Consider the following 22,931-nt stretch of genomic DNA (forward strand, 5'->3'; position numbering starts at 1 on the left):
CTGAGAAAGGTCGCTCCACTCGGGTTGCTGCAGTGCCCCGCGGATACGAATCTCCCGTATAACGTCTTCCATGACGTACTCCGATCCAGCGGTGAGGTGTGTTTCTCAGGTGGGAATTCCGGTGCGCTTGATCTCGGGCACCGGAATGCCGAGCGCACGCAGCTGCTGGAACGGATTCATGAATTCGCGATTACGCTTGATCTTCCCGTTGTCCAGTTCGAAGGAGTGCAGGAAGTGGTTCTCGTAGTAGCCCTCGGGGTAATCGCCGAAGCAGATCTTTCCGCGTCCGTCGCATTCCACCCAGATGTGGTTGGGGTCCTGGGTCTCGAAGATCTGGATGTTGTACCACTCCCAGTCGGGGAAGCACTTGAGTGACCACACGGCGTGCTCGGCCAGGCGGTCGCGGCCCACCGTCTCCACCGGGGATCCGGTGTCGGTGGTCCACAGGCCGCCGCGGCCGTCCTCGGTGAACAGCTCGTGCCGGCGCAGCCGGTCCTGGCCGCGGGTGTGCATGTACTGCTCGACGGTGGCGCGGTTGCGGCGGCGCAGTTCGGCCGCGTCGGTGAATTCCTGAGCCGGAACGGAATCAGACATGGGTGTCCCCTTCTGTGTTTGGTGAGTGAATTGGGGGGACACGCGGCAGGCGTAGTGATCCCCCCTGTCGGCCTTGAGTGATCTTGCCTGATTCAACAGGGCAAATCAACACCGTTTTGACGCTGCACCAATGAACCGGTGTAACGTTCAACTTTAAGGTGGGCATGGTGGGGCATGCACCGGTGGCAGCACGACGGAATACCCCCCGGTACGGCAGTAAAAGGGGCTCCGCAAAGGAATTGCCCGAGCCGGACGCGGTCCGGGCTCAGGCAATTCACGAGCGGCGGGGCGTCATATCTCTTTGTTGTGGACCGCGCTGATCACTTTCCGCATCAGCGGGGAGAGCTGGTAGTACGGGCCGAGGTTGAGGTAGGGGCCCTCGGGCGCCCACTTGACGGCCGCGATGACGATGGGCTCGCCCTCGTAGGCGCGCGGGGCGCCGTCCACGAAGCCCCGCACCTGCTCGGTGATCTCGGCGGGCAGGGCGGCGGGGTCCCAGCCGCGGGCGGGCGGCGGGGCGTAGCAGATCCGCTCGATGCCGGCGCTGTCCCAGCTGAGGGTGGTGTAGATCCTGAACGACCTGCGGGCGAAGTCCAGCATCGGCTGTCCGGGGGCGGGCAGGCCGATCTCGCGGTGCAGGGACAGGATGGTCTGCGGGGCCCGGCACTCCTCGGAGAGCTGGGTGAAGTACAGGTTGAGGGTGCGGCGCGGGTAGTCGATGCCGATCATCGCGACGTCGCTCAGGCCGTGCCGCTCGAGCAGGGCGGCGCACCGGGCCAGGGCGGGCGGCATGCCGGGCAGCTCCGCGAGGCGGGAGATCTTCTGCACGTCCTGCGGGAAGTGCGCGTAGATCTTGTTGAAGCCGCCGACGACGCCGCCGTCGACGAGGTACTCGCTGATCTCGCACCGGCTTTGCAGGTGCGAGAGCAGCGTGTGGACCGGGTGGCCGTCCGGGGTGACGAAGCCGTGCCGCACCGCGGTGGCGTAGGGGTCCTCGCCGGCGGCCGGCACCGTGACGGTGTAGTCGAGCTCCGTCGGGGTGCTGTGGCTGGTGGAGACGCTGTAGACGACCCCGGCCCGCTCCAGGCCCTCCCCGTAGGCGCTCAGGACGGGGTGGACCTTCTCGCGCGTGCAGGGCACTCCCGCCAGCCGGGCCGCCGCGGCGACGGCCGCGTACACCTCTTCGGTGCCAGTGACTGGGGACATCTCTCCTCCATGTGCGCTCGGCGCGTGTGCGCGGCCGGGCTCGGGGCCGGGCGGGCGGGTCGGGGGGTCAGCAGCCGGTCAGATCTTGGTGGCGCACAGGATGGCCTGGACGGGGATGACGTCGCGGGGCACCTCGGCGGGGTCCTTGGTGAGGGCCTTGGTGACCTTGAAGCCGCACTCCTCCAGCCAGCGCTGGTAGGTCGACATCTTCTGCGGGCCGCCCTGGCCCATGGTGCAGCCGATGAAGAAGGCCGGGAAGAAGTCGACGTTGTAGTTGTCGGTGTCCCGGATGTCCTCGGGGTAGACCGGCACCATGATGTGGACCTGGCCGCCGGGCTCCAGGGAGCGGTGCACGCCCTTGAGGATGGTGAAGACGTCGTCCTTGTCGAACATGTCCAGGAAGTGCTTGATCAGGACGGTGTCGAAGCCCTTGGGGATCTCGTCGAAGACGTTGCCGCCGATGAAGGAGCAGTGCTCGGCCACGCCGTGCTTTGCGAAGTTCTCCAGGCAGGTGGCTTCCTTCTCCGGCAGGTCGAAGGTGGTCACCTTCAGTCCCTCGGAGGCCTTGTGCCGGTAGGTGTGGATCGCGCCGAGGCCGGTGTTGCCGGCCACGTCCAGGACCTGGGCGCCGGCCGGGACGTCGATGTTGGCGAAGAACCAGGGGTCGATGTTGGCGGTGACGTTGTTCATCAGCGTCAGCCAGGCGTCGTTGAGGTCGCTGTGGTCGGCGACGATGTCGTACAGGGTGCCCTCGCCGGCGCCGTAGAGCTCCTTGAGGCCCACGATGGTGCCGGTGCGCACGCTGTCGGTGAGGTAGAAGAGCTGCCGCAGCGCCACCACCTTGATCATGTTCATGTAGGTCAGGGCGCGCTTGAGGTCGCTCTCGGCGACCTCGGCGAGCGCGTCCAGGGTGTAGCCGCCCGTCTCCTCGTCCTGGGCGACGAAGCCCTCCTTGACCATCAGGAACAGGAGCTGCTCGACCGCGTCGGGCTTGGCGCCGACGGCCTGGCCGAGCTCGGCCGCGCTCGCACCGGGCCGCTCGCGCAGCTGGTCGACGAGGCCGAGCTCGAAGACGGACAGCAGGCTCATGAACCGCGAGGGGCCCACCATGTATTCGCGAAAGCGCGCGAGGGTGGCTTCAGTTGTCATTGCGGCTGGTCCCTTTCGAAGTGGTGGTGCCGGGCCGGCGCGGCGCACCGGGCAGCGGCCGGTGCGCGCCCGCGGGCGCCGGGGTGGGGGCTGACCGGGCGGGGCGCGGGGGCGTGCGGGTCAGGAACGGCCGCCGATGTAGGAAAGGTTCAGCCGGCTGTCGGTGCGCCACTGGTAGTACGACTGGAGCTTGTAGTACTCCTCGCCGCCGGCGGTGACCGCGGCGTAGACCATCTTGGGGGTGTCGATGCCGTAGGGGACGCTCTTGAGGAACTGCTCGACCTTGGAGCCCAGGCGGGCGGAGAGCTCCAGGGGGTCCTCGGTCTTGACGCTGTAGGCGATCCGCTCGACCTTCGAGGAGTCCCAGTTCAAGGTGGTGTAGACGCCGAAGGCCCGGCTGCAGAAGTCGAGCATCTGCTCGCTGGGGTCGGGCAGGCCGATCTCGCGGTGCATCGCCAGGACGGTCGGGGCGGAGACGACCTCGGGCGAGGCGGCGAAGTACACGTTCATCGTCTTGCTGGCGTAGTCGACACCGATCAGGTCCACCTTGTCGGCCAGGCCGTAGCGGGCGAAGAAGCCCTCGGTGGCGGCCAGGCCGGGCGGCATGGAGGGGATCTCGCCCAGGTGCGCGAGGCTCTCGTGGCGGCCGCCGGGGAAGTACACCCAGATCTTCTTGAAGCCGCCGACGACGCCGAAGTCGACGCCGTAGCTGTCGACCGCGCAGTGCTTTTGCACGTCGGCGACCAGCGTCTCGATGGGGTGGCCGCTCCGGTGGGTCAGGCCCTTGTCCAGGGCGACGGCGTAGGGGTCGATGCTGCCGGGCACGGTGAAGCGGCAGTCGAACTCGCCCTCGTGGCGGGCGTTGGTCGCCACCCGGAAGGCGATCACGGCGGTGGGCAGCACGTCCTCGAACGCGGCCAGGATGGGCCATACCTTCTCGCGCGCGCAGGACACGTCCAGCAGCCCGGCGGATTCCTCAACGGCAGCGTAGACACCTGCCAGATCGGCGGTTCCCGACATCATTCCTCCATAGGTGAATTCTTCGGCGCCCGCGTGAGCGGCGGCACGGGTACGGGTCGGTGCACCGGGCGCCGCGGGAAGCGGCTGCGGCCGGGGCGGCCGGGCGGTCATCGTCCTGGGACAGCGGCGTGCGCGGGCCGCGGCGGGCCGCGCGGACGCGGTGGAGCGGGGGCGGGAGGCGCCGGGTCGGGGCGGGCGCGAAAGGGGGTGCCGCGCCGGGCCGTTGACGGCACAGCACAGCGCAGTGGCGGGCACACACGGCGGCATCGGCCGGTGTGTGTGCCCGAAAAAAGGGGGGCTGCCAGAGGGGGGTGCGGGCCCGTCCCGTCCCCTGTCAGCGGGTGACTGCGGGATGGCCTCGGGCCCGTGTGGCGCGACAACTCCCCGCCGGCCAGGGGCTCCGCACTCCGCCAGGGAGGGGGCACGGCTTTTGGGCAGGGGAGGTCTGCAGAAATAGTGACACGGGCCCGCCCGCACACCAAGGGCCCTGCAAAGTGACGTGGGTCACTCCAAACGGAGGCGGATACGACCCGCTTCCCGCACCCCGGCGCTCCGGCCCCGGCGCCGGTCGCGGGCGGGACGGAAAGGGGGCAGGGGGCGGGGGGCTCCGGTGATGCGGAGCGGGTGCAACTCGCCGGGTGGGGTGGGGGGTTAGCGGCTTGTGCGGGGGTGCTGCGGGGGCCGCTTGGGCCCCCTCACCGGGGGCCGCCGTCGGCCGGCGCAGCGGCGGCGACGGCGAGGGAGCCCGCGCCCTTTGCGCCCCGGTCCGGGCCGGCGGCGGCTGCCTACCTGTGCGGCCGCCCATGCCGCTGCGTCGGTGACTGTGCGCGCCCTTTGTGCCCCGGCCCCTGGCCGCCGATCCCTGGTCGGCGGCCAGTCTGCCCTGGGCGGCCGTCCCATGACGCCGCGTCGGTGACTGAGCGCGCCCTTTGCGCCCCGGCTCCTGGCCGCTGCAACTGGCCGGCGGCCTGTCTGCCCTCTGGGCGGGCCTCCCCTGCCGCCGCGGCAGGGTGCTCCTGCGCGGGGATGGCAACGGGGGCGGCGCGGGTGACCCGTCCCCTGGTCGCCCGCGCCGCTGTCCGTGTCCGGCCGTGTGCCGCCGGGGTCAGTGCAGTTGCTGCGGGTCCGGGTCGCGTCCCTCTACGGGGGCGGGCGGCCCGGCCTGGGGTGTGTGGCCGTTGGAGGAGGCGGGGTCGAGGTGGTCCAGGGCCTGCTGCATCTCCTGCGGGGTGGGGTTGGCCAGCTGTCCGTCGGTCAGCCAGCGGCTGAGCTTGTGGCGCAGCAGGTCCTTGCGCGAGCGCGGGTTGGGCACGCCGTCGCGGTCCTCGCGCAGCGGGGCGGGCAGCGGCTGGGGCACCTCGCGGGAGAGCAGCATGTACTCCTGGCCGCGCTCCAGGCGCTCGTGGACCTCGATGAACTCGCCGTGCGGCAGCCGCTTGATGCGGCCGGTCTCGCGGCCGTGCAGGAGCTTGTCGCGGTCGCGCAGCTGCAGGCCGATGCAGATCCGCTTGGTGATGACGTAGGTCAGGGCGGGGACGACGAAGACCCCGATGCGTACCGCCCAGGTGATGGCGTTCATGGACAGGTGGAAGCGTTCGGCGAGGATGTCGTTGGCGCCGCCGAAGAACAGCACCAGGTAGAAGGCGGCCAGGGAGCAGACGAACGCGGTGCGGGTGGGCTGCTCGCGGGGCCGGTCCAGCAGGTGGTGCTCGCGTTTGTCGCCGGTGATCCAGGCCTCGATGAAGGGCCACAGGCAGGCGATGCCGATCAGCAGGGTGGGCAGGACGACGGCCGGGATCAGGACGCCCATGTTGACGGTGTAGCCGGCGACGGCGAACTCCCAGGCGGGGAAGGCGCGCAGGGCTCCTTCGAGGAAGCCCATGTACCAGTCGGGCTGGGAGCCCTGGGAGATCTGGTCGGGCCGGTAGGGCCCGTACACCCAGACGGCGTTGATCTGGGCGATGCCGGCCATCAGCGACAGGACGCCGGAGACCAGGAAGAAGAAGCCGCCGGCCTTGGCCGCGTAGTGCGGCATCAGCGGCTGGCCCACGACGTTCTTCTCGGTGCGGGCCGGGCCGCGGAACTGGGTGTGCTTTTGGTAGACGACCAGGATCAGGTGGACGGTGACCAGGGCCAGCATGATGCCGGGCAGCAGCAGGATGTGCAGGCTGTAGAAGCGGGGGATGACGTCTGTTGCGGGGAATTCGCCGCCGAACAGGAACATCGTCAGGTAGGTGCCGACCAGCGGGATGGCGAGGGTGACGCCCTCGGCGATGCGCAGGCCGGTGCCCGACAGGAGGTCGTCGGGCAGCGAGTAGCCCAGGAAGCCCTCCAGGGTGACCAGGACCAGCAGGACCACGCCGATCAGCCAGTTCAGTTCGCGCGGCTTGCGGAAGGAGCCGGTGAGGAAGTGGCGCAGGGTGTGCGCCATCGTCGCGGCGATCATGGTCAGGGCCGCCCAGTGGTGCAGCTGGCGGATGAACAGGCCGCCGCGCACCTCGAAGCTGATGCGCAGGGTGGAGGCGTAGGCCTCGGACATCTGCACGCCCTGCAGCGGGACGTGCGGGCCCTCGTAGACGGTGTGGGCCATGCTCGGGTTGAAGAACATGGTCAGGTACAGGCCGGTGAGGATCAGGATGATGAAGCTGTAGAGGGCGATCTCGCCGAACATGAAGGACCAGTGTTCGGGGAAGACCTTGCGCATCAGGGTGCGCCATTGGTAGATCCCGAGCCGGCCGTCCGCCCAGTCGGCGATGCGTTCGCCCTGCGGCGCCTTGGTCCGCTCCCGCTGCGGCGCATCTTCGGTGATGCTCATGCCCGCGCGCCCTCCCCTCGCCGCTCAGTCGTCACAGGCACACCCGCGCCGGCCGGTGTACGGCCGGTGGTGGGGGCGGCCTGCAGCGGCGCAAACGGGCCCGTGCCCTGAAGCGGATCGAACGCTATCGACACCCGCGGCGGGCGGACAACCGAGCTCGAGCCGGAACCCGGTCCCAACTCCACCATTTCTTGAGCGAGTTTCGAGTGGTGCCGCAGCCCGGCGGTCCGGGCCGCGCCCAACAGGGCGTATGGGCGGGCGGAGTTGGTGTCGCGCCCCCACCTCGGGTCGCCCAAGTCCGCTGCATGAGCGGGTAGTTGCTGCGCTCTTGTCATGCCCGAAGCCTATGTCGGTGCCTGGTGGCGGCTGCGGGCGCCTCCCTGGTTCAGGGGTGGCGGCGCTCGCCGGCCGGGGCCGGGGCGGACCACTGCGCCGAGGAGCCGGCCGGGTGCAGGCGGGCGGAGCCGGTGGCGACGCCGATGGCGGGCGGGGTGGGGGCGGCGCGGCGGGGGCGGGCGTGGGCGCCGTGGGTGATGCTGGGCGGCGCCGGCCACCGGGCCGCGGCCGGAGCCGGGGCCGGGACGGGGGTGGGGCGCGGCGGCGGGGCGGGGCGGGGTACGGCGGCCAGCGGTCCGGCCGCCTGGAGCCGGGCCAGCAGCCGGGTGGCGGCGTGCGGGTCGGTGGCGGCCCGGGCCGCCAGGCGGGCGGTGTAGCGCCGGGCCAGGCGGGCGCGCAGGCCGCGCGGCGGTGTGGGGGCGGTGTGGGTGCGCAGGTGGCGGGTGCTGGACTGCCAGGCGGGGGCCAGGCGGTGGGCCAGGGCGCGGCGCAGCCGGTAGGCCAGGCCGACGGTGGTGCCGTGGCCGGCCAGGACGTGGTCCAGGACCAGGGCGCCCTGCACGGCCAGGGTCATGCCCTGGCCGTGGGCGGGGTCCACGGTGGCCAGGGCGTCGCCGACGACGAGGAACTGGTCGGGCCAGCGGCGCAGTTTCTCGTAGTGGCGCCAGCGGTTGTCGGTGCCGGTGCAGGCGTAGACGGGGCCCAGCGGGGTGGCGCTCTGCAGGAGGTCGTGCAGCAGCGGGTGGCGCAGCCGGCCGGCGGCGCGCAGCAGTCCCGCGTGGTCGGCGGGGGGCTGTTCGTCCTCGCCCAGGGCGAGGGTCACCGACCAGCGGCCGCCCTCGATGAGGTTGAGGGTGCCCTGGCGGGGGTTGTCGGGGGCGGCCATGAGCAGCAGGCTCTGCCAGTCGGCGACATGGCCGACGGGCGGGGCGAACAGGCTGGAGACGTAGGTGGTGCGGGAGGCGGCCACCGTCTCGGGGGGCGGCTCGTAGCCCAGGGCGGCCAGCCAGGCGGGGGCGCGCGAGTGGCGTCCGGAGGCGTCCACCACGAAGTCGGCGGGGATCAGGCGTTCGGCGTCCCAGCCGCCGGGACGGTGGCGGTTGCGGGCGCGCACCCATACGCCGGTGACGGTGTCGTTGCGGTCGGGGTGCAGGGCCAGCACCTCGTGGCCGGGCAGGAAGTGCACCCCGGGCTCGGTGCGCAGGCGCTCGCGCAGCACCGCGTCGATCAGGTCGCGGCCGGCGCTGAGCATCGTCAGGCCCGAGGTGAAGCGGGGCAGCCAGCCGGCCGGGCCCAGCACCAGGGCGTCCCTCGGCAGGCAGATCTCGACGGCGCCGGCGCGCCGCAGGTCGCCGCCGATGCCGGGGAAGAGCTGTTCCAGGCCTTGTTGGGCGGCGGTGGTCAGGGTGTGGGTGTGCCGGGCCTGGGCCAGGCCGCGGCGCCGGGCGGCGCCGGGCGGCAGCGGGTCGCGTTCGATCACGGTGACCCGGTCCACGGAGTTGGCCAGGGCCCGGGCCGCGGTGAGCCCGGCGAAGCCCGAACCGATCACCACGGCGTGGCCGCGGCCGCCGCTCCCGTCGACGCCGCGTGCGTCCCCACTCATCTTGGCCGCCCTTCCGGTGCGCTTGTGGTTGCATCATGCGGCGCGTCGCCGCCCGTGCGGCGCGCTTCGCCCAACTCCCCGCCTCCGCCCGGCCGCTGCCCTCGCCGCCCCCGGACCGGGCCCCGGCCGCCCCGGGCCGCCGCGCCCGGACCCGACATGCCTGGTGGGACCGCCTGCCCCACCCCTTCCCCACACCCCCGGCCCCCGACGCGAGAGCGCCCGGACCGGCCACCTGCTTCAAGCGCCCCTCAAGGCCCCCACGACGATCCCTCCGCCACCCGTCGAGCACCCCCGACGCCCCCGGTGCCGGTGGCAGTGACTGGTGACTGGTGACTGGTGACTGCGGCACATCCACCGCGGCGAGCCCTCCCAAAGACACACCGCGACAGACGCACCGGGCCGAACTGTACGCCGGTGTAGGGCAGTTGACGGGATCGGCGAGGGGGCGAGGCGGTGACGCGCCGGGGCACGCATGCCCCGGCCCTCTGGGTATACGGGACAGGCGGGGGTCAACACCGGCCTGCGACCTGGCCCCCCAGACGTGCGGCGAGTCCAACAGGACGGTGACACAGGGGGTTGTCCGGGCACCATGGCCGGGACGGCGGGGTGCGCCCGCTCCCCTGCTCGTACAACAGCGGGGGACAAAGCAGCACCGACACGCACCGGCCGCACCCGGCACCGCAAACTCCCCCACAGTCGGCCCGAGTTGGCCAGGGCGGGCCAGCAGCAGCCTGCACCTTCTGCATCCGACGCCCGAGCCTCCAGACACCCGGCCCGACGAACAGTCCTGCAGGCCCGGCCGCCGGGGGCAGCGAAGCACGGGACTCGCCCGCTCCCGCACTCGTACGAAAGCGTGGGGCGGAGCAGCATCGGCCGCACCCGGACGGGGACCCCGGGCGAGGCCCGGAGTCCCTTGCCTGCACGAGGGCCGGGGCGGGCCATCACCGGCCCGCACCTACCGCATCCGGCCCCCGAGCCCCTCACGCGCGGGGGTACCGAGGTTCGCCCGCTCCCCTGCTCGCACGACAGCGGAGGCACGGAGCAGCACCGGTACGCACCGGCCGCGCCCGGTAGCGCGAACTCCCCGACAAGCAGGCCGGGTTGGCCCGGCATGGGCGGGGGCTTTGGGTCCCGTCCAGCGTTGCCTGTACGAGGGCCGGGGCGGGCCAGTACCGGCCCGCACCTGCCGCATCCGGCAGGCGAGCCCCTCACCCGCTGCCCGCGCGGGGGTGCCGAGGTTCGCCCACTCCCCCGCTCGTACGACAGCGGAGGGACGGAGCAGCACCGGTACGCACCGGTCGTGCCGGCACCACGAACTCCCCCAAGTGCAACCCGGGTTGGCCAGGGCAGGGGCGCGGGCCCTGGAGCCCGCCCGGGGTTCCTTGTCGGTACGAGGGCCGGGGCGGAGCAGTGCTGCCCCCTCCCCCGGCGCACCTGCGGTCCATCCGCCGCGCGGCGTACCCCGGGTTGGCCGGGGAGAGGGTGGAGCCAGCGTTGCCTCCCGCCCCGGTGCTGCGGTGCACCTGCCGTGGTGAACTCCCCCGCCGAGTGTCGGGGTGGCCGGGTTGGGGCTGCGCCGGTCCGTAGCCGATGCGCCCGGGGTGGGTGGGTTCCCCCTGCGAGGGGGTCAGGTGGTGCGGTAGGCGGCCTGGGTGGCCATGGTGGTCAGTTCGGTGCGCCAGACCGGGTCGATGGGGACGTCGGCGATGGCCTCGCAGCCCTGTTCGACGAGGCCGGCGATGTGTTTTTCGACGTCGTCGGGGACCCCGGTGTCCACCAGGCGGCGGCGCACCTCGTCGGGGGTGTGGCCGGGTTCGGTGATCAGGCTGTGGATGCGGGCGTCGCGCTGCATCGCCCAGCTCAGCAGCAGGGTCATCTTGTGCTGGCTGAAGTCGAGGCCGGCGGGCTTGCCGGTGTGGGCGAAGTCGCCGAAGGCGTCCAGCAGGTCGTCGCGGAGCTGGAAGGCCTCGCCCACCGCCTCGCCGTACTTCGCGAAGGCGGGGGCCAGATCGGCCCGGCCGGCCGCGCTCGCCCCCACCACCAGGGGGCGGTGGATGGTGTAGTGGCCGGACTTGGCCAGGGCGATCCAGCGGGAGAGGCGGGGGTCGACCAGGAACTCGGCGGCCGCGGTCATGTCCATGTACTGGCCGATCATCAGCTCCGAGCGCAGGGTGCCCCACACCGGCAGGACCGCGGGCGGCGCCGCGGCCATCAGCTGCTCGGAGTAGACCAGCGCCAGGTCGCCGACGAGGATGGCCACGCCCTCGCCGTAGCGGCGGGACTCGCCCTGCCAGGCGTTGCGGTCGTGCAGCGCGGAGTGCCGGGCGTGCACGGTGGGCCGGCCGCGCCGGTGGCTGGAGGCGTCGATGACGTCGTCGTGGATGAGGGCCGAGGCGTGCAGCATCTCCAGGGCGGCGGCCGCCGCCACCACCGCGGGGTCGTCGGGGTCGCCGCCGGCGGCGAGGTAGCCGGCGATGCAGAAGGCGGGCCGGATGCGTTTGCCGCCCGCCGCGACCAGGTCGGTGAGCGCCGCGACGGCGCCGACCGCCCGTTCGTTCACCTCCGCCCATAATTCGTGCTCGGCGCGGAGGAAGGCCCGCAAGCGGTCCTCCATCTGTTCCAGCAGTTCCTCACGGGTGCGGCGCGCCAAGGCAGTCAATTCCTGGTCGGTTCCAATACAGGCCATTTCCATAGCCACAGCTTTTCCCTTGCGTAGAAGTCGAACACGGGGGGCGGTAAGAGCGGCCGGGGCCGGCGGGCCGGTGCCGGGGCCGGTCCGCCGGCCCGCCCGTGCCCGCCCTCCGGAGCGGGGCGGGCAGGGGGCCGGGCGGCCTGAAGAATCCCTAGAGTTTCCCTCCAGAAAAGAGGAATCTAGAGTTCCCCTTTAGGGCAGATCGATTACGAAAAGAAAAATTTACACACCGCCGGATTACCGCTCTCTTCCCGGCAGGGCGCACATTGACACCCCCCGACCGCTCATGGAACTCTCCGAGTGCACCCATGGCTGCGGCTAGGCAGCCGTAGGATTCGGGGCGACAACGGGGGGATGGAAGGCGCATGACGGCCGTATTCAGAGAGCACATGGGGGCCTGCACTCGACGGGCCTTCTCCATCTCGTCCGCCGGAATTTCCTAAAAGACCGTCCCGCGTCATCGCGGCGTCTTTCAGCGGCCCCATTCTGGGGTTCCGGCCACGCCCCCTCCCCCAGGGGCCATCGATCCAGCATTCACTACAGCATCCGGCACGGAGCCCTGCGCTCCGGGCCGGCTGCGGGGCGCGTCAGCTCATGAAGGAGATTCAATTGGAGTTTCACTCATGCCCCAGGAACCATGCTCAGGAAGTCCCCGCCGCCGCCGGTTCCGTCCTCTGCATCCCCTGCATCGAGCAGCTGGAACGTAACCTGCGCACCCTTCCCGGTCTCCACCAGGAAGGCCTGCACCACATTCTTTCGACATCCCGGCGGCGGAACCCGACAAAGGTGTCGGGAAGCCGCAGGCGGGATCACCTGAATATTTCCGCACTCGACGCCAGGAACAATATTTCCGGTCTTCTCGAGTCGTGGTCGTGCTTCGTTTCGGAAAAGCTCGGGGCCAGCACCCCTGGCCGTTCCGTCCCGCATCTCGCGTGCTTTTTGATCCGCCATCTGGAGTGGCTCACCGCCCAGCCGCCTGCTGCTGAATTCGCCGATGAAGTCGAGAGCCTTCAGATGGAATCACTGCGCGCCATCGACCCGGAATCCGATGATCATGATGCGCCCGTCATCGGGTGCGTCGTGGACGACTGCCCGGGAACGATCAACACCTCGCCGCGGCACACCAAGGCCGTCCGCGGCCGTATCGGCTGTACGTCAGGACATTCATGGGAAATGCGCGAACTGCTCAGCATCCGACACCTCATGGACCGGCAACGGAAGGACGCCGCATGAACCGCCCCCCGCGCCACAGGCTCGTGCCCACGAATGTGGCCGCGCTGGCCACGGGTGTGTCCGAAGCGACCATCCGCAAGTGGGTGAGCCGGGGCAAGATAACCCGCTACGGCACCCCAGGGCGCTCAGAATTCGACATAGAAGAGCTCACTGAGATCGCTCTCCAGCGCCAGCGCTGACCCGCCCCGGGGTCCCGTCCCGGGTTCCCGTCCCGGCTGCCGGTGGCCTGCGGGGGGGCCGCTGCCGTGTTCACCTGGGGTGGTCGCCGGCGGCGGCCGCCGGGCGGGCGGGTCCCGCGGGCGCGGCAAGCGGCGCGCGGGACAGGGCGCGCTCGGTCAGCGCGGCCGCGGCGCCGGTGTAGGCCTGGGGGTCGAACAGGTCGGTGCGGTGGGCGCCGTCCAGGGCGGTCGCCGCCCGCTCGTCCTGGGCCAGGACCTCGGCCAGCGGCCGGCCGGTGCGCGCCGCCCGGGCGGAGGCCGTATCGAGCACCTCGCGCGCGGCGGCCTTGCCCAGCAGCGGGGTCAGCGCGGCGGCGATCCGCTCGGAGACGATCTGTCCCGCGGTCAGGCCGGTGTTGGCGCGCATCCGCCCGGCGTCCACCGACAGGTGGCAGACGAGCTCCACCGCCTGGTGCGCCGCTCCCCCGGCCAGCCGCAGCAGGGCGCGCAGCGGCTCCCACTCGGCGTGCCAGGCGCCGGCGGACCGCTCGTCCTCGCTCAGCATGCAGCCCAGCACGCCCGCCGCCAGCTGCGGTGCCTGCAGGGCAGCGGAGCGGATGGCGGTGGCCAGCACGGGGTTGCGTTTGTGCGGCATCGCCGAGGACGCGCCGCGCCCGGCGGGGGCCGGCTCGTGGACCTCGCCGACCTCGGTGCGGGTCAGCGACAGCACATCCACCGCGATCTTGCCCAGGGCGGTGCAGGTGAACGCGGCCCCGTGGGCCAGCTCCACCACCGGGGTGCGCAGCACGTGCCAGGGCAGCAGCGGGGCGCACAGCCCCAGTTCGTCCGCGTACGCCTGGGTGAGGGCTGCGGTGTAGGTGTCCGGGTCGGCGCCCGGGGCGTGTGCGAGGTAGCCGGCCAGGGTGCCGGCGGCCCCGCCGAGCTGGACCGGTGCGTGTGCGCTGAGCGCGGTGAGCTGGTCGGCCGCGTCCAGGACGAGGTGGCGCCAGCCCGCCGCCTTGCAGCCGAAGGTCGTGGGCACCGCGTGCAGGGCCAGGGTGCGGCCCGCCATGAGGGTGTCGCGGTGGGTGCGGGCCAGGACGGCCAGTTCCTCCTGGACGCGGTGCAGGTCGGCGCGGATCAGATCCAGTGCCCGGCGGGCGACCAGGACGGCCGCGGTGTCGAAGATGTCCTGGCTGGTGGAGCCGCGGTGGACGTAGGCGGCCGCGTCCGGGTCCTGGGCGGCCACCAGCGCGGTGAACTCCCGGACCAGGGCGACCACCGGGTTGGCCGACTGGCGGGCCTGGACGGCCAGCGCGGCGAGGTCGAGGCGCTCGGCGCGGGCGGCGGCGGTGATGGCCCGGGCGGCGGCCGCGGGCACCGTGCCCAGGCGGGCCTGGGCCCGGCTCAGGGCCGCCTCGGCGTCCAGCATGGCCTGCAGCCAGGCGCCGTCGGAGACCGCATCGGCGACGGGGGCATCCGCCCAGACCGGCGCGAGCAGCCCGGAGTCCAGCCGCGGTGCCCGCGCGGCGGGGGGCGGCGGCGCGGTGGGGGCCGCTTGCCCGGCGGGGGCCGACTGGGCGATGGGCGCCGTCTGCCCGGCGGGGGCCGCCTGGGCGATGGGGGCCGTCTGCCCGGCGGAGGCCGCCTGGGCGGTGGGGGCCGTCTGCCCGGCGGAGGCCGCCTGGGCGGTGGGCGCCAACTGGGCGGCGGGCGCCGTCTGCCCGGCGGGGGCCGACTGGGCGATGGGTGCCGCCTGGGCGGCGGGGACCGTCTGCCCGGCGGAGGCCGCCTGGGCGGCGGGCGCCAACTGGGCAGCGGGCGCCGCCTGCCCGGCGGGGACCGCCTGGGCGGCAGGGACCGCCTGGGCGGCAGGGACCGTCTGGGCGGTGGGTGCCGTCGCGGTGGTGGGCGGGGGGTCAGTGGGCATGGGTGGCTCCTTGCTCTGCTTGCCGGGCCGGGGCCTGTACCGGGGCCGGGGCCTGTACCGGGGCCGGGGCCTGTGCCGGGACCTGTACCGGGGCCGAGGCCGGGACCGGCACCTGTGCCGGGGCCGGGGGCGGAGGAACGTCGGTGGGCGGCGGGGGCGGTGCGGTGGCCAGGGCGGCGCGGGCGATGGCGTCGGCGTCGGTGAGGGTCACCGAGTTGACGCCGGGGCGGATGCCCGCGGCCGTCACCCAGTGCACCGACTCGGTGGGCACACCGAAGGCGAAGCGGCGCGGGTGGGCCCGGCCTGCCGCGTCGATCAGGTGGAACGGCCGCCGGGTGACGGCCACTCCCTCACTCACATAAGGGGCCCCGCCGCGGACGGGGATGCGGTGGGCGGTGCACTGGCCGCTGGCGCGCAGGTATCGCAGCAGCCGGTCGCCGGTGCGGCGCAGCGTGATCGCGGGCAGCCGCGCCTCCACCAGGGCGTCCACGCGCAGCGCCGAGCCGGGCACCAGCGGGGAGTGGACGGCGTATTGGCCGTCCTGGATGTCCACCCGCAGGCCGGGGCCGACGACTTGCAGCACTCCGGCCTCGATCAGCGCGATCATCTCCTCGACGCGGCGGGCCGGCGGGCCGATCGAGAGGTGCGCGTTCAGCGGGGTGTACCAGCCGTCCAGGTCGGTGCGGTGGGAGTCGCCGTGCAGGCCGTTGTGGTCGACCGCCAGGCGGATCTCGTTGCGCAGGTCCCGCAGGACGTCCAGGGCCGCCTTGAGGGGGCCGTTGACGTTGCCGGAGCGGGCTTCGGCGACGTCCTGGCGCAGGTGGTCCAGGAGCCAGCCGGTGAAGTCGTGCGGGCCGGTGAACTCCCGGTGGCGGTAGGGGCGGGCGAGCAGATCCCAGTCGAAGCGGTCCTTGTCGCCGATGCCGTAGGCCTCCAGAACGGCGTCGGTCTGCTCCGGCCCGGCCGCGGCGGCCAGGTAGTCGGCCTGGAAGCGGGCCGCCCGGCCGGCGTCCCCGCGCGAGCTGAGCAGGCTCGTGTAGTAGACGGTCTCGGCCTCCCGGGAGATCAGCGGCCACAGGTCGGCCCTGAAGTCCAGGCCGTGCGGGTGGGCGGCGCGCAGTTCCTGGATGCGCCGGGGGGTGAGCAGCAGTGGTTCGTGGCGGCCGTGAGGGCCCTTCTCGTTCTCGCCGCGGGCCTGGTAGGGGATGCCGCGCCGAGAGCCGGCCCACAGCCGGGGCTCCTGGCCGGAGGCCAGGTAGAGGAGGCGGCCGCCGGCGCGGGTGAAGGTGCCGCCGCGGCCGGCGGTGAGCTGGGCCAGGTAGTCGAAGAAGTTCAGCCCCAGACCGCGCAGCAGCACGGTGTGGCCCGGGGCCAGCACGTCAAGGTCGACGTCGGCGGGGTTGGCCGGCGCGATGTGACACAGCCCCGCGGTGCGGGCCCGGGCGGCGAAGTCCCGCTCGGGCCCGTCGGCGGTGGCCGGCAGATGCCCCTGGCACAGGATGACCGCGTCCAGGCCCCGCAGCACGGTGCCATCGCTCAGAGTCACGCGCTGGCGGCCCCGGCCGGGGGTGTTCTTTGCGGCCGGGGTGTTCTCCACGGCCGGGACGGTGGTGCCCTGCGCCTTGCCCAGGACGGTGGCGCCCTCCTTACCCAGGACGGTGGTGTCGTCCTTGTCCAGGGCATTGATGTCCTCCGCACCCAGGACGGTGATGTCCCCCGCGCCCAGGGCAGTGACGCCCTCCGCGCCCAGCGCGCTGGTGTCATCGTCGTCCAGCGCGGTGGCCAGGGCGCGGTGGGCGGTGACCTGCACGGTGGCGGGGGCGCCGGCCACGATGCGGTCGTAGGCCCAGCGCAGGTAGTGGCCGTAGAAGGCGCGGGTGGGATAGGTGTCGGGGCCCAGCGCGCGGGCCTGCTCGCGCACCTCGGCCGGGTGGTCGCCGTCGATCTCGCCGGCGGCCAGCGCGCGGGCCCACTCGTGCAGGCTCGGCCCCGGCTCCAGGGGCCCGTGCAGGTCGACGCTGGCGTCGGTGAACACCGATATCTGGCCGGCCACGGTGTTCATGAGCAGGTGCGGGGACTGGTCGGTGCGCCACACCTTGCCGGGCCCGGGCGGGTAGGGGTCGATCACATGGATGTGGACGGTGTGGTGCGGGGACTGCGAGCGGGCGTTGGCGCACAGGCGCTCGAGTACGGACAGTCCACGCGGTCCGGCACCTACCACGCACACCGTGCGATGTGTCGCTGTCATGTCTACCGTTTCTGCTGGTCACGCAACGGGGCGGGACCGGGTGCGCGGCAGGCCGCACAGGGCGGCGCCGGCTGCCTCCGGTCGGGGAGCACCGTCTCGGGCAGGCTGCCGAGGATGCTCCGGGCGCATGCCCCGCCGGCCCGGGAAGTCATCGGCCGGGCGGTGGCCGGCCCGGGGTGCGCCGAAGGGCGCGGCCGGGCGGGCGCGGGGCGGGTGCGCGCAGGGTGAGCGGGCGGACGGCGGGGCCGGCGGCGGCCGGTGTGATCCGGCACGCGGGCCTCACGCGTGTCCCTCGTGCGCCGGCCGTCATCCGCTGTCGCGGGGCGGGCGGTAGCCGTTCACCATGCGAGCAGGGCAGGGCCCGCGGCCATGCCGCCTCCTTGCCGGCCCGCCGCCGGCAGCAGACGGCTGCGGCGCGGGATGCCGTTGCGGACGGCGCTGTCCCCGGTGCGGGGGCGGGGCGCCGCGCCGGTGGTGCCGTCATCCCCCGGGTATCGGCGGGACGGCACACGGGCGCCCGTGCCGGGTGCTGCGATACCGCTCATGTGCCTGCTCCTCTCGGGTATGCGGATGTGCGGATGGATGGATGAGTAGGTGGGTGCGGGTAGCGGGGCATGCCGTGGCCCGCGCAGAGCCCAGCGCCAGGCGAGCGCGCCGGTTGCAGGACCGGGACGTACGGCGGGCCTTGAAAACCTCCGCGCCGTGCACGCATCGGTTCAGACCCGGAGCGCACCGCCTCCGCGCCCTGCACGCGCACCGGTTCAGGTCCAAGGGCGTGCCGCGGGCCCGCGGAGAATCCCGCGCCGTACACGGCGCGCATCGCTTCAGAGCCGGGGCTCGCCAGGCCCACAAAGAACCCGGCACCAAGCGGGCGCACCGGTGCAGGGCCAGGGCGCGCCGCGAGCCCATGGAAGCCTCCGCGCCCTGCACACATATCAGTTCAGGGCCGGAGCGCGGCCCAGGCCCACAAAGAACCCCGCGCCATACCCGGCCCCGCATCGGCTCAGGGCCGGGCCGCGCCGCGAGCCCACGAAAGCCCCCGCCCCCCTGCACACACATCGATGCAGGACCGGGGCGCGCCACCGGCCCACAAAGAACCCCGCGCCATACCCGGCCCCGCATCGGCTCAGGGCCAGATCGCGCCGCGAGCCCACGACAGCCCCCGTGCCCTGCACGCACGCATCGGTTCAGGGCCGGGTGCGTGCCAGGCCCGCGAAAAGTCCGGCGCCCGGCGGGCGCACCGGTGCAGGGCCAAGGCGCGGCACGGCCCGCGAAAGGCAGGCCCGGCTCCAGGCGGGCGCGGGTGCGGGCCGTCGGCCCGTGAAGCGTCCCGCGCCGGGCGGGCGTGCTGGTTCAGGGCCGGGGCGTGCTGTGGTCGGTGCGTGTCTTCAGGGGCAGGACCCAGGTCTGGACGGCGCCGGCGGCGTGCAGTTGCTGGGTGACGGCGCTGGCCTGTTCCGAGGGGGTCAGGGCGAGCATGCAGCCGCCCAGGCCGCCTCCGGTGATCTTGGCGCCGAGGCTGCCGGCCGCCAGGGCCGCCTGGACCAGGGTGTCGATGCGCGGGGTGCTCAACCGGGCGTCGTGCAGCAGGTGGTGATACTGCGTCAGCAGGGGGCCCAGTTGTTCCAGGGTGCCGGCGGTCAGGGCGCGGGCGCCCTGGCCGGTCAGGTGTGCGGCGCGGTCGGTGAAGCGCTGCTGGGTGCCGGGGTGCTGCTGGAAGCCGGCGCGCAGCACGGCGACGGCGTCCTTGGTGCGGCCCACCTCGCCGCTGTCGGCGACGATGAACAATCCCTCGCAGCCCAGGGGCAGTTCCTGGCTGCGGCCTTGCTGGAACAGCAGCGGGCCGCGGGCGCCGACGGCGGTGGCGTCCACGCCGCTGGCGCGGCCGTGGGCCACGTTCTCGGCGCTCTGCACCAGGTCGAAGGCCTGTTGGTCGCTCAGGTCGCGGCCGAAGAGGTCGGCCAGTGCCAGGACCACGGCCCGCGCGCACGCGGCGCTGGAGCCCAGTCCGCGGCCGGGCGGGATGGCGCAGTCCAGGATCACCTCGAGGTGCACGTCGCGGGAGATGTTCATGGCGGTGCGGAACTCGGCGGCCAGCCGGCGCAGTCCGTCGGAAGCCTGGGTGGCCACCGGCCGGGAGGGGGATCCGGTCATGGTCAAGGAGACCTCGCCGGCGCCGTGCGGGCCGGGCGCGGACCAGCCGGCGCTCGCCGTGGCGGCCAGCTGCGGCACCGGCAGCGCCAGGGCGGGCGCGCCGTAGACCACGGCGTGCTCCCCCAGCAGGATGGTCTTGGCGTGGGCGCGGCCGACGCCGACGGTGCGGGCCCGGCGGACAGGGGCGCTGCCCCGGGCCGGGGCCGGTGGTGTCAGCGCACTCGGCTCCCCTGGTCTTTTCTGCATGGAGATCGCATCATCCAGACGTGTCGGACGGAATGAGGCAGGACACCGCGGCGGGGATGCCGTGGAATTGCGGGGCGGGGCCGATTTCCCGGTGCGCGGCGCCGGGTGAATGACGCCGGGGGTCCGCCGGGCGAGCACGCAGGAAACGCGAAAGGTACGAAAGACGGTGCGCGCGGGGTGACATCGCGGGGTGCCATACCGGTCCGCGCCGCTTGAAGGGGGCGTATGGGCGGCCCCGGGTGTGCGGGAATCGTCTCCCCGTACGGGAAAGGGGGGCGCCCGGCGGTTTTGGGCCTGCAATCCCCCGCCGCTGTAATGCTTTTGGGCAGGGTGGATGCACTGGAATAGTGACACGCGGGGCGACTCCGCGCCTAGGGCGCCTCGAAGTGGTGTGGGTCACTCGCCCGCGAAGGCCTTAAAAGGGGGCCAACCGGCCGCCGGGGCGGGCGGGTTGAGGGTCCGTCGGCGGGCGCCGCGGGGCAATCAGGCCGTACGGCCGCGCCCCCTCCCCGCTCCCCTGCGGGGCGGGGCCCGCGCACAGCACAGCACCGCCCCCGGGGCAGGTCCCGGGGGCGGTGCGGCAAGCCGGCTCGGGGGTGGCCGGCAGCTGTCAGACGCCGGTGGTGGTGGGCTGGGCCACCGCCTCCTCGTCGGGGTCGGCGTCGGCTTCGGCCAGGACGTTGCGCGGGGTGGCGTCCACCTTCTGCATCAGCAGGAGGACCAGGACGGCGGCGATGGCCACCAGGACGGCGCCCACCTGGAAGGCCCGCGCGGCTCCGTCGGACTGGGCGACGGTGGGCAGGACGCCCTCGCCGATGTGGTCGGTGGTGTAGCGGATGGCGAGCGGGACCAGGGTGGCCAGGCCGAGCGCGCCGCCGATCTGCTGCATGGCGGTCTGCACGCCGGAGGCCAGGCCGGAGTCCTTGCCGGTGACCTGGTAGAGCGCGCCGTTGACCAGGGCCGGGTAGCACATGGCGCTGAACAGGCCGAACACGAGCATGCCGGGCAGGACGCCGTTGAGGTAGGTGGAGTCGGCCTCCAGGGTGGAGGCGACGACCAGGCCCGCGGCGGCGCCGAAGAAGCCGATGGCCAGGACCGCCTTGACGCCGATGCGGGGCATCAGGGCGGAGGCCACGCCCATGCCGGCGCCCATCGCGAAGGCCAGCGGCACCACGGCCATGCCCGACTTGATCGGGGAGTACTCGAGGACCTTCTGCATGTAGAGGATCAGCAGGAAGGCGTAGCAGTGGAAGCTGGCCAGCAGGGCCAGGGTCACCACGTTGGAGGTGACCCGGGTGCGGTTGGTGAAGAAGCGGATGGGCACCATCGGGTCGGAGATCCGCATCTCCCACAGGGCCGCCAGGAACAGCACGCCGATGCCGGCGAGCAGCGGGACGAGCACGGTGGAGGAGCCCCACTCGTGGTCGGCGGCCTTGATCAGGCCGTACACGACCGCGACGAGACCGCCGGTGATGGCGACCGCGCCGACGAAGTCGACGCTGCGGCCCTCGCGTTCCATGCGGCTTTCCGGCATGACCTTGGGCACCAGGATCAGCGCGGCGATCGCGATGGGGATGTTGATGTAGAAGATCCAGCGCCAGTCGACGTATTCGGTCAGGGCGCCGGAGACGACCGAGCCGATCACGCCGCCCAGGGCCGCGGTGCCGCCCCACACGCCCAGGGCCTTCATCCGCTCCTTGGCGTCGGGGAACAGCACGGGGATCATGCCGAGCGCGGCCGGGCCGCACAGGGCCTCGCCCAGGCCCTGGACGAAGCGGCTGGAGACCAGCATCCCGGAGGACATCGCCGCGCCGCAGGTGGCCGAGGCGACACCGAAGAAGATCACACCGATCATGAAGATCTTGCGGCGGCCGTACATGTCGGCCAGCCGGCCGCCCAGCAACAGGAATCCACCGGCCGTCAGCACATAGCCGTTGATGACCCAGGCGAGATCGCCCGTCGGGTTGAAGGTCAGATCCTTGTCGATCTCGGGAAGCGCGACGAGCACGATCGTGACATCCATGACGAGCATGAACTGAATCGCCGCCAAAATGGCCAGCGCTTTCCATCGCCGCGGGTCGGCAGCGGGGGCTTCCGCCCCGCCCGTGGACTCTTTGTCGAGAGTACTCATGGCCTGATTACTTCCTCCGAATAAGTGCGACCCAAGAAGGGCGTCCGCGCGGGCATTTCCGGGCTCGTACCGGTGAGTCGTGCACCCCTGTTCGCGGGTTGGCGTCCGTCTCCACCGGTACGACGAAATGGCGCGGCGGAATGTGAGGGGAACGGCGGCGGTTCTTCGCCCGCGCGGCGGGACGGGGGCCGGCGCGGGTCGTCTCAGCCCACCAGGTAGCGCTGGATGGTGGGCGCGATGAGGGCGACGACCTCGTCGACCGTGGCGGAGGCGAGCGGCTCCAGCTTCACCACGTAGCGCAGGACGGCCACGCCCCACACCTGGGCCTGGGCGGCGTTGATGTTCATGGGCGGCACGCCGAGGGCGGCGGCGACCTCCTGGAAGTCCTTGGGCGGCTCGTCGAGGGAGGCGGCCAGCTGCCGGAAGATCTGCTGGGACATGAAGTCGCGCATCTGGGCGGCGCCTTCCTCGCCGGCGAACACGGCGCTGAAGGCGGCCAGGAGCTGCGGCCGGGCGGCGGGGTCCTCCCATTTGGACAGGGCCGCCCGCAGCAGGCCCTCGGCCAGCTGGGCGCGCTCGCCGGTCAGCGAGGCCGCGCCGGCCCGGGCCAGGGCGTCGCCGATGTCGCTCAGGGCGGTGGGGCCTTGTGCGGCTGTGGGCATCGCTCCTCCTTCGTGGGGACGCGGCCGGCGGGTGGGGCGGCGGGCCGCGTCGGGCTGGTGTGTGGGTGTGGTGTGTGGGTGGACCGGCCCCGGCCGCCCGGCCCGGCACCCCACCCCACCGCACCCACCGCACGGCACGGCACCGCGCGGTGGGGTGGGGTGTGGGCGGGGTGGCGGGCCAAGGGCGGTGGCGGGGCCGGGAGTTGGGGTGCCGGGCGTCATGGTGGCCCATCCCCGGCCCCGGCCGCTCGGCGGGCGCTCGACGCACGCTCGAACCGGCCCGGGGCGAACCGGCCGGGCGGGCCGGCCAGGCCGGCCGGGGCCGGGCGATGCGGTGCGGGCCGGCCGGGCCGTGCGGCCTGCCGGGCAGGCCGGGGCCGTGCGGTGCGGGACGGCCGGGGCCGTGCGGCCTGCCGGGCCGTGCGGGCCGCTGGGGCGGCCCGGGGGGCGGGGCCTGGGGGCAGGCCCCGCCGCGGGGGGGGTGCGTCAGTCGATACCGCGCACGACGTGGGGCTCCCCCGTGTCGTCCTCGTCGATGCCGGCGAGCCGCAGGAACGGGGCGGGGGCGGCCGGGGCGGCGGGGCGCGGGAGCGGCCGGTGGTCCTCCTCTTCCGGGTCGTGCACGGGTCCTCCTGTTCGGCGGCCGGCCGGTGGCCGGCCGGGGGTCAGTAGCGGTAGTGGTCGGGCTTGAAGGGGCCCTCGACCTCGACACCGATGTAGGCGGCCTGCTCCGGGCGCAGCGTGGTCAGCTTGA

The 22,931-nt window shown here is 73.1% G+C and carries 16 protein-coding genes; 1 reads left to right on the forward strand and 15 read right to left on the reverse strand.

The features are described from left to right. Positions 1 to 105: 105 nt before the first annotated feature. From ACH4D5_RS38575 to ACH4D5_RS38605, 7 genes are all read right to left on the reverse strand, one after another. Positions 106 to 594 carry a PhzA/PhzB family protein gene (locus ACH4D5_RS38575; protein ID WP_398312840.1) on the reverse strand — a complete coding sequence of 163 codons (489 nt, stop codon included), beginning with the start codon at positions 592 to 594 and terminating at the stop codon, positions 106 to 108. Positions 595 to 885: 291 nt separating this feature from the next. Continuing rightward, positions 886 to 1,800, reverse strand: coding sequence for an aromatic prenyltransferase (locus ACH4D5_RS38580; RefSeq protein WP_398312843.1), 915 nt, complete (start codon positions 1,798 to 1,800; stop codon positions 886 to 888). Between the two features lie 78 nt (positions 1,801 to 1,878). After that, a complete protein-coding gene (locus ACH4D5_RS38585; RefSeq protein WP_398312846.1) occupies positions 1,879 to 2,949 on the reverse strand; it encodes a methyltransferase in 1,071 nt (356 codons plus the stop codon). A gap of 120 nt (positions 2,950 to 3,069) precedes the next feature. Further along, the gene (locus ACH4D5_RS38590) at positions 3,070 to 3,972 is read right to left on the reverse strand and encodes an aromatic prenyltransferase (RefSeq protein ID WP_398312849.1); all 903 of its coding nucleotides are present in this window, start codon (positions 3,970 to 3,972) and stop codon (positions 3,070 to 3,072) included. 1,102 nt (positions 3,973 to 5,074) lie between these two features. Next, positions 5,075 to 6,784 (reverse strand): cytochrome bc complex cytochrome b subunit, encoded by a 1,710-nt coding sequence (locus ACH4D5_RS38595; protein ID WP_398312852.1) that lies wholly within the window; start codon positions 6,782 to 6,784, stop codon positions 5,075 to 5,077. A gap of 385 nt (positions 6,785 to 7,169) precedes the next feature. Beyond that, the gene (locus ACH4D5_RS38600) at positions 7,170 to 8,723 is read right to left on the reverse strand and encodes an FAD-dependent oxidoreductase (RefSeq protein ID WP_398312855.1); all 1,554 of its coding nucleotides are present in this window, start codon (positions 8,721 to 8,723) and stop codon (positions 7,170 to 7,172) included. A 1,627-nt stretch (positions 8,724 to 10,350) separates the two neighbouring features. Then, complete coding sequence (locus tag ACH4D5_RS38605; RefSeq protein ID WP_398312857.1) at positions 10,351 to 11,373, reverse strand: polyprenyl synthetase family protein; 1,023 nt, start codon at positions 11,371 to 11,373, stop codon at positions 10,351 to 10,353. Positions 11,374 to 12,009: 636 nt separating this feature from the next. Between ACH4D5_RS38605 and ACH4D5_RS38610 the strand changes: the two genes are divergently transcribed. Next, positions 12,010 to 12,648 carry a hypothetical protein gene (locus tag ACH4D5_RS38610; RefSeq protein ID WP_398312860.1) on the forward strand — a complete coding sequence of 213 codons (639 nt, stop codon included), beginning with the start codon at positions 12,010 to 12,012 and terminating at the stop codon, positions 12,646 to 12,648. A 249-nt stretch (positions 12,649 to 12,897) separates the two neighbouring features. Here ACH4D5_RS38610 and ACH4D5_RS38615 read toward each other — a convergent pair whose 3' ends face one another. From ACH4D5_RS38615 to ACH4D5_RS38650, 8 genes are all read right to left on the reverse strand, one after another. After that, positions 12,898 to 14,736, reverse strand: a complete 1,839-nt coding sequence (locus ACH4D5_RS38615) for a lyase family protein (protein ID WP_398312863.1) — start codon at positions 14,734 to 14,736, stop codon at positions 12,898 to 12,900. After that, positions 14,726 to 16,984, reverse strand: coding sequence for an FAD/NAD(P)-binding protein (locus tag ACH4D5_RS38620; RefSeq protein WP_398312866.1), 2,259 nt, complete (start codon positions 16,982 to 16,984; stop codon positions 14,726 to 14,728). The genes ACH4D5_RS38615 and ACH4D5_RS38620 overlap by 11 nt, the downstream gene beginning before the upstream one ends. Before the next feature lie 338 nt (positions 16,985 to 17,322). Beyond that, complete coding sequence (locus ACH4D5_RS38625) at positions 17,323 to 17,529, reverse strand: hypothetical protein (protein ID WP_398312868.1); 207 nt, start codon at positions 17,527 to 17,529, stop codon at positions 17,323 to 17,325. 808 nt (positions 17,530 to 18,337) lie between these two features. Continuing rightward, on the reverse strand, positions 18,338 to 19,384 hold the full coding sequence (gene mvk, locus ACH4D5_RS38630) for a mevalonate kinase (RefSeq protein WP_398312871.1): 1,047 nt from the start codon (positions 19,382 to 19,384) through the stop codon (positions 18,338 to 18,340). Positions 19,385 to 19,994: 610 nt separating this feature from the next. Then, positions 19,995 to 21,515 (reverse strand): MFS transporter, encoded by a 1,521-nt coding sequence (locus ACH4D5_RS38635; protein ID WP_398312874.1) that lies wholly within the window; start codon positions 21,513 to 21,515, stop codon positions 19,995 to 19,997. 203 nt (positions 21,516 to 21,718) lie between these two features. Continuing rightward, entirely contained in the window at positions 21,719 to 22,177 is a 459-nt protein-coding gene (locus ACH4D5_RS38640; protein WP_398312877.1) for a hypothetical protein, read from the reverse strand. Positions 22,178 to 22,663: 486 nt separating this feature from the next. After that, a complete protein-coding gene (locus tag ACH4D5_RS38645; RefSeq protein ID WP_398312880.1) occupies positions 22,664 to 22,801 on the reverse strand; it encodes a hypothetical protein in 138 nt (45 codons plus the stop codon). Positions 22,802 to 22,842: 41 nt separating this feature from the next. Further along, positions 22,843 to 22,931 (reverse strand): adenosylhomocysteinase (locus ACH4D5_RS38650; RefSeq protein ID WP_398312883.1); only part of this gene is annotated, 89 nt, incomplete at its 5' end.

Source organism: Streptomyces sp. NPDC018029 (assembly GCF_044327655.1).
Classification (GTDB): domain Bacteria; phylum Actinomycetota; class Actinomycetes; order Streptomycetales; family Streptomycetaceae; genus Streptomyces.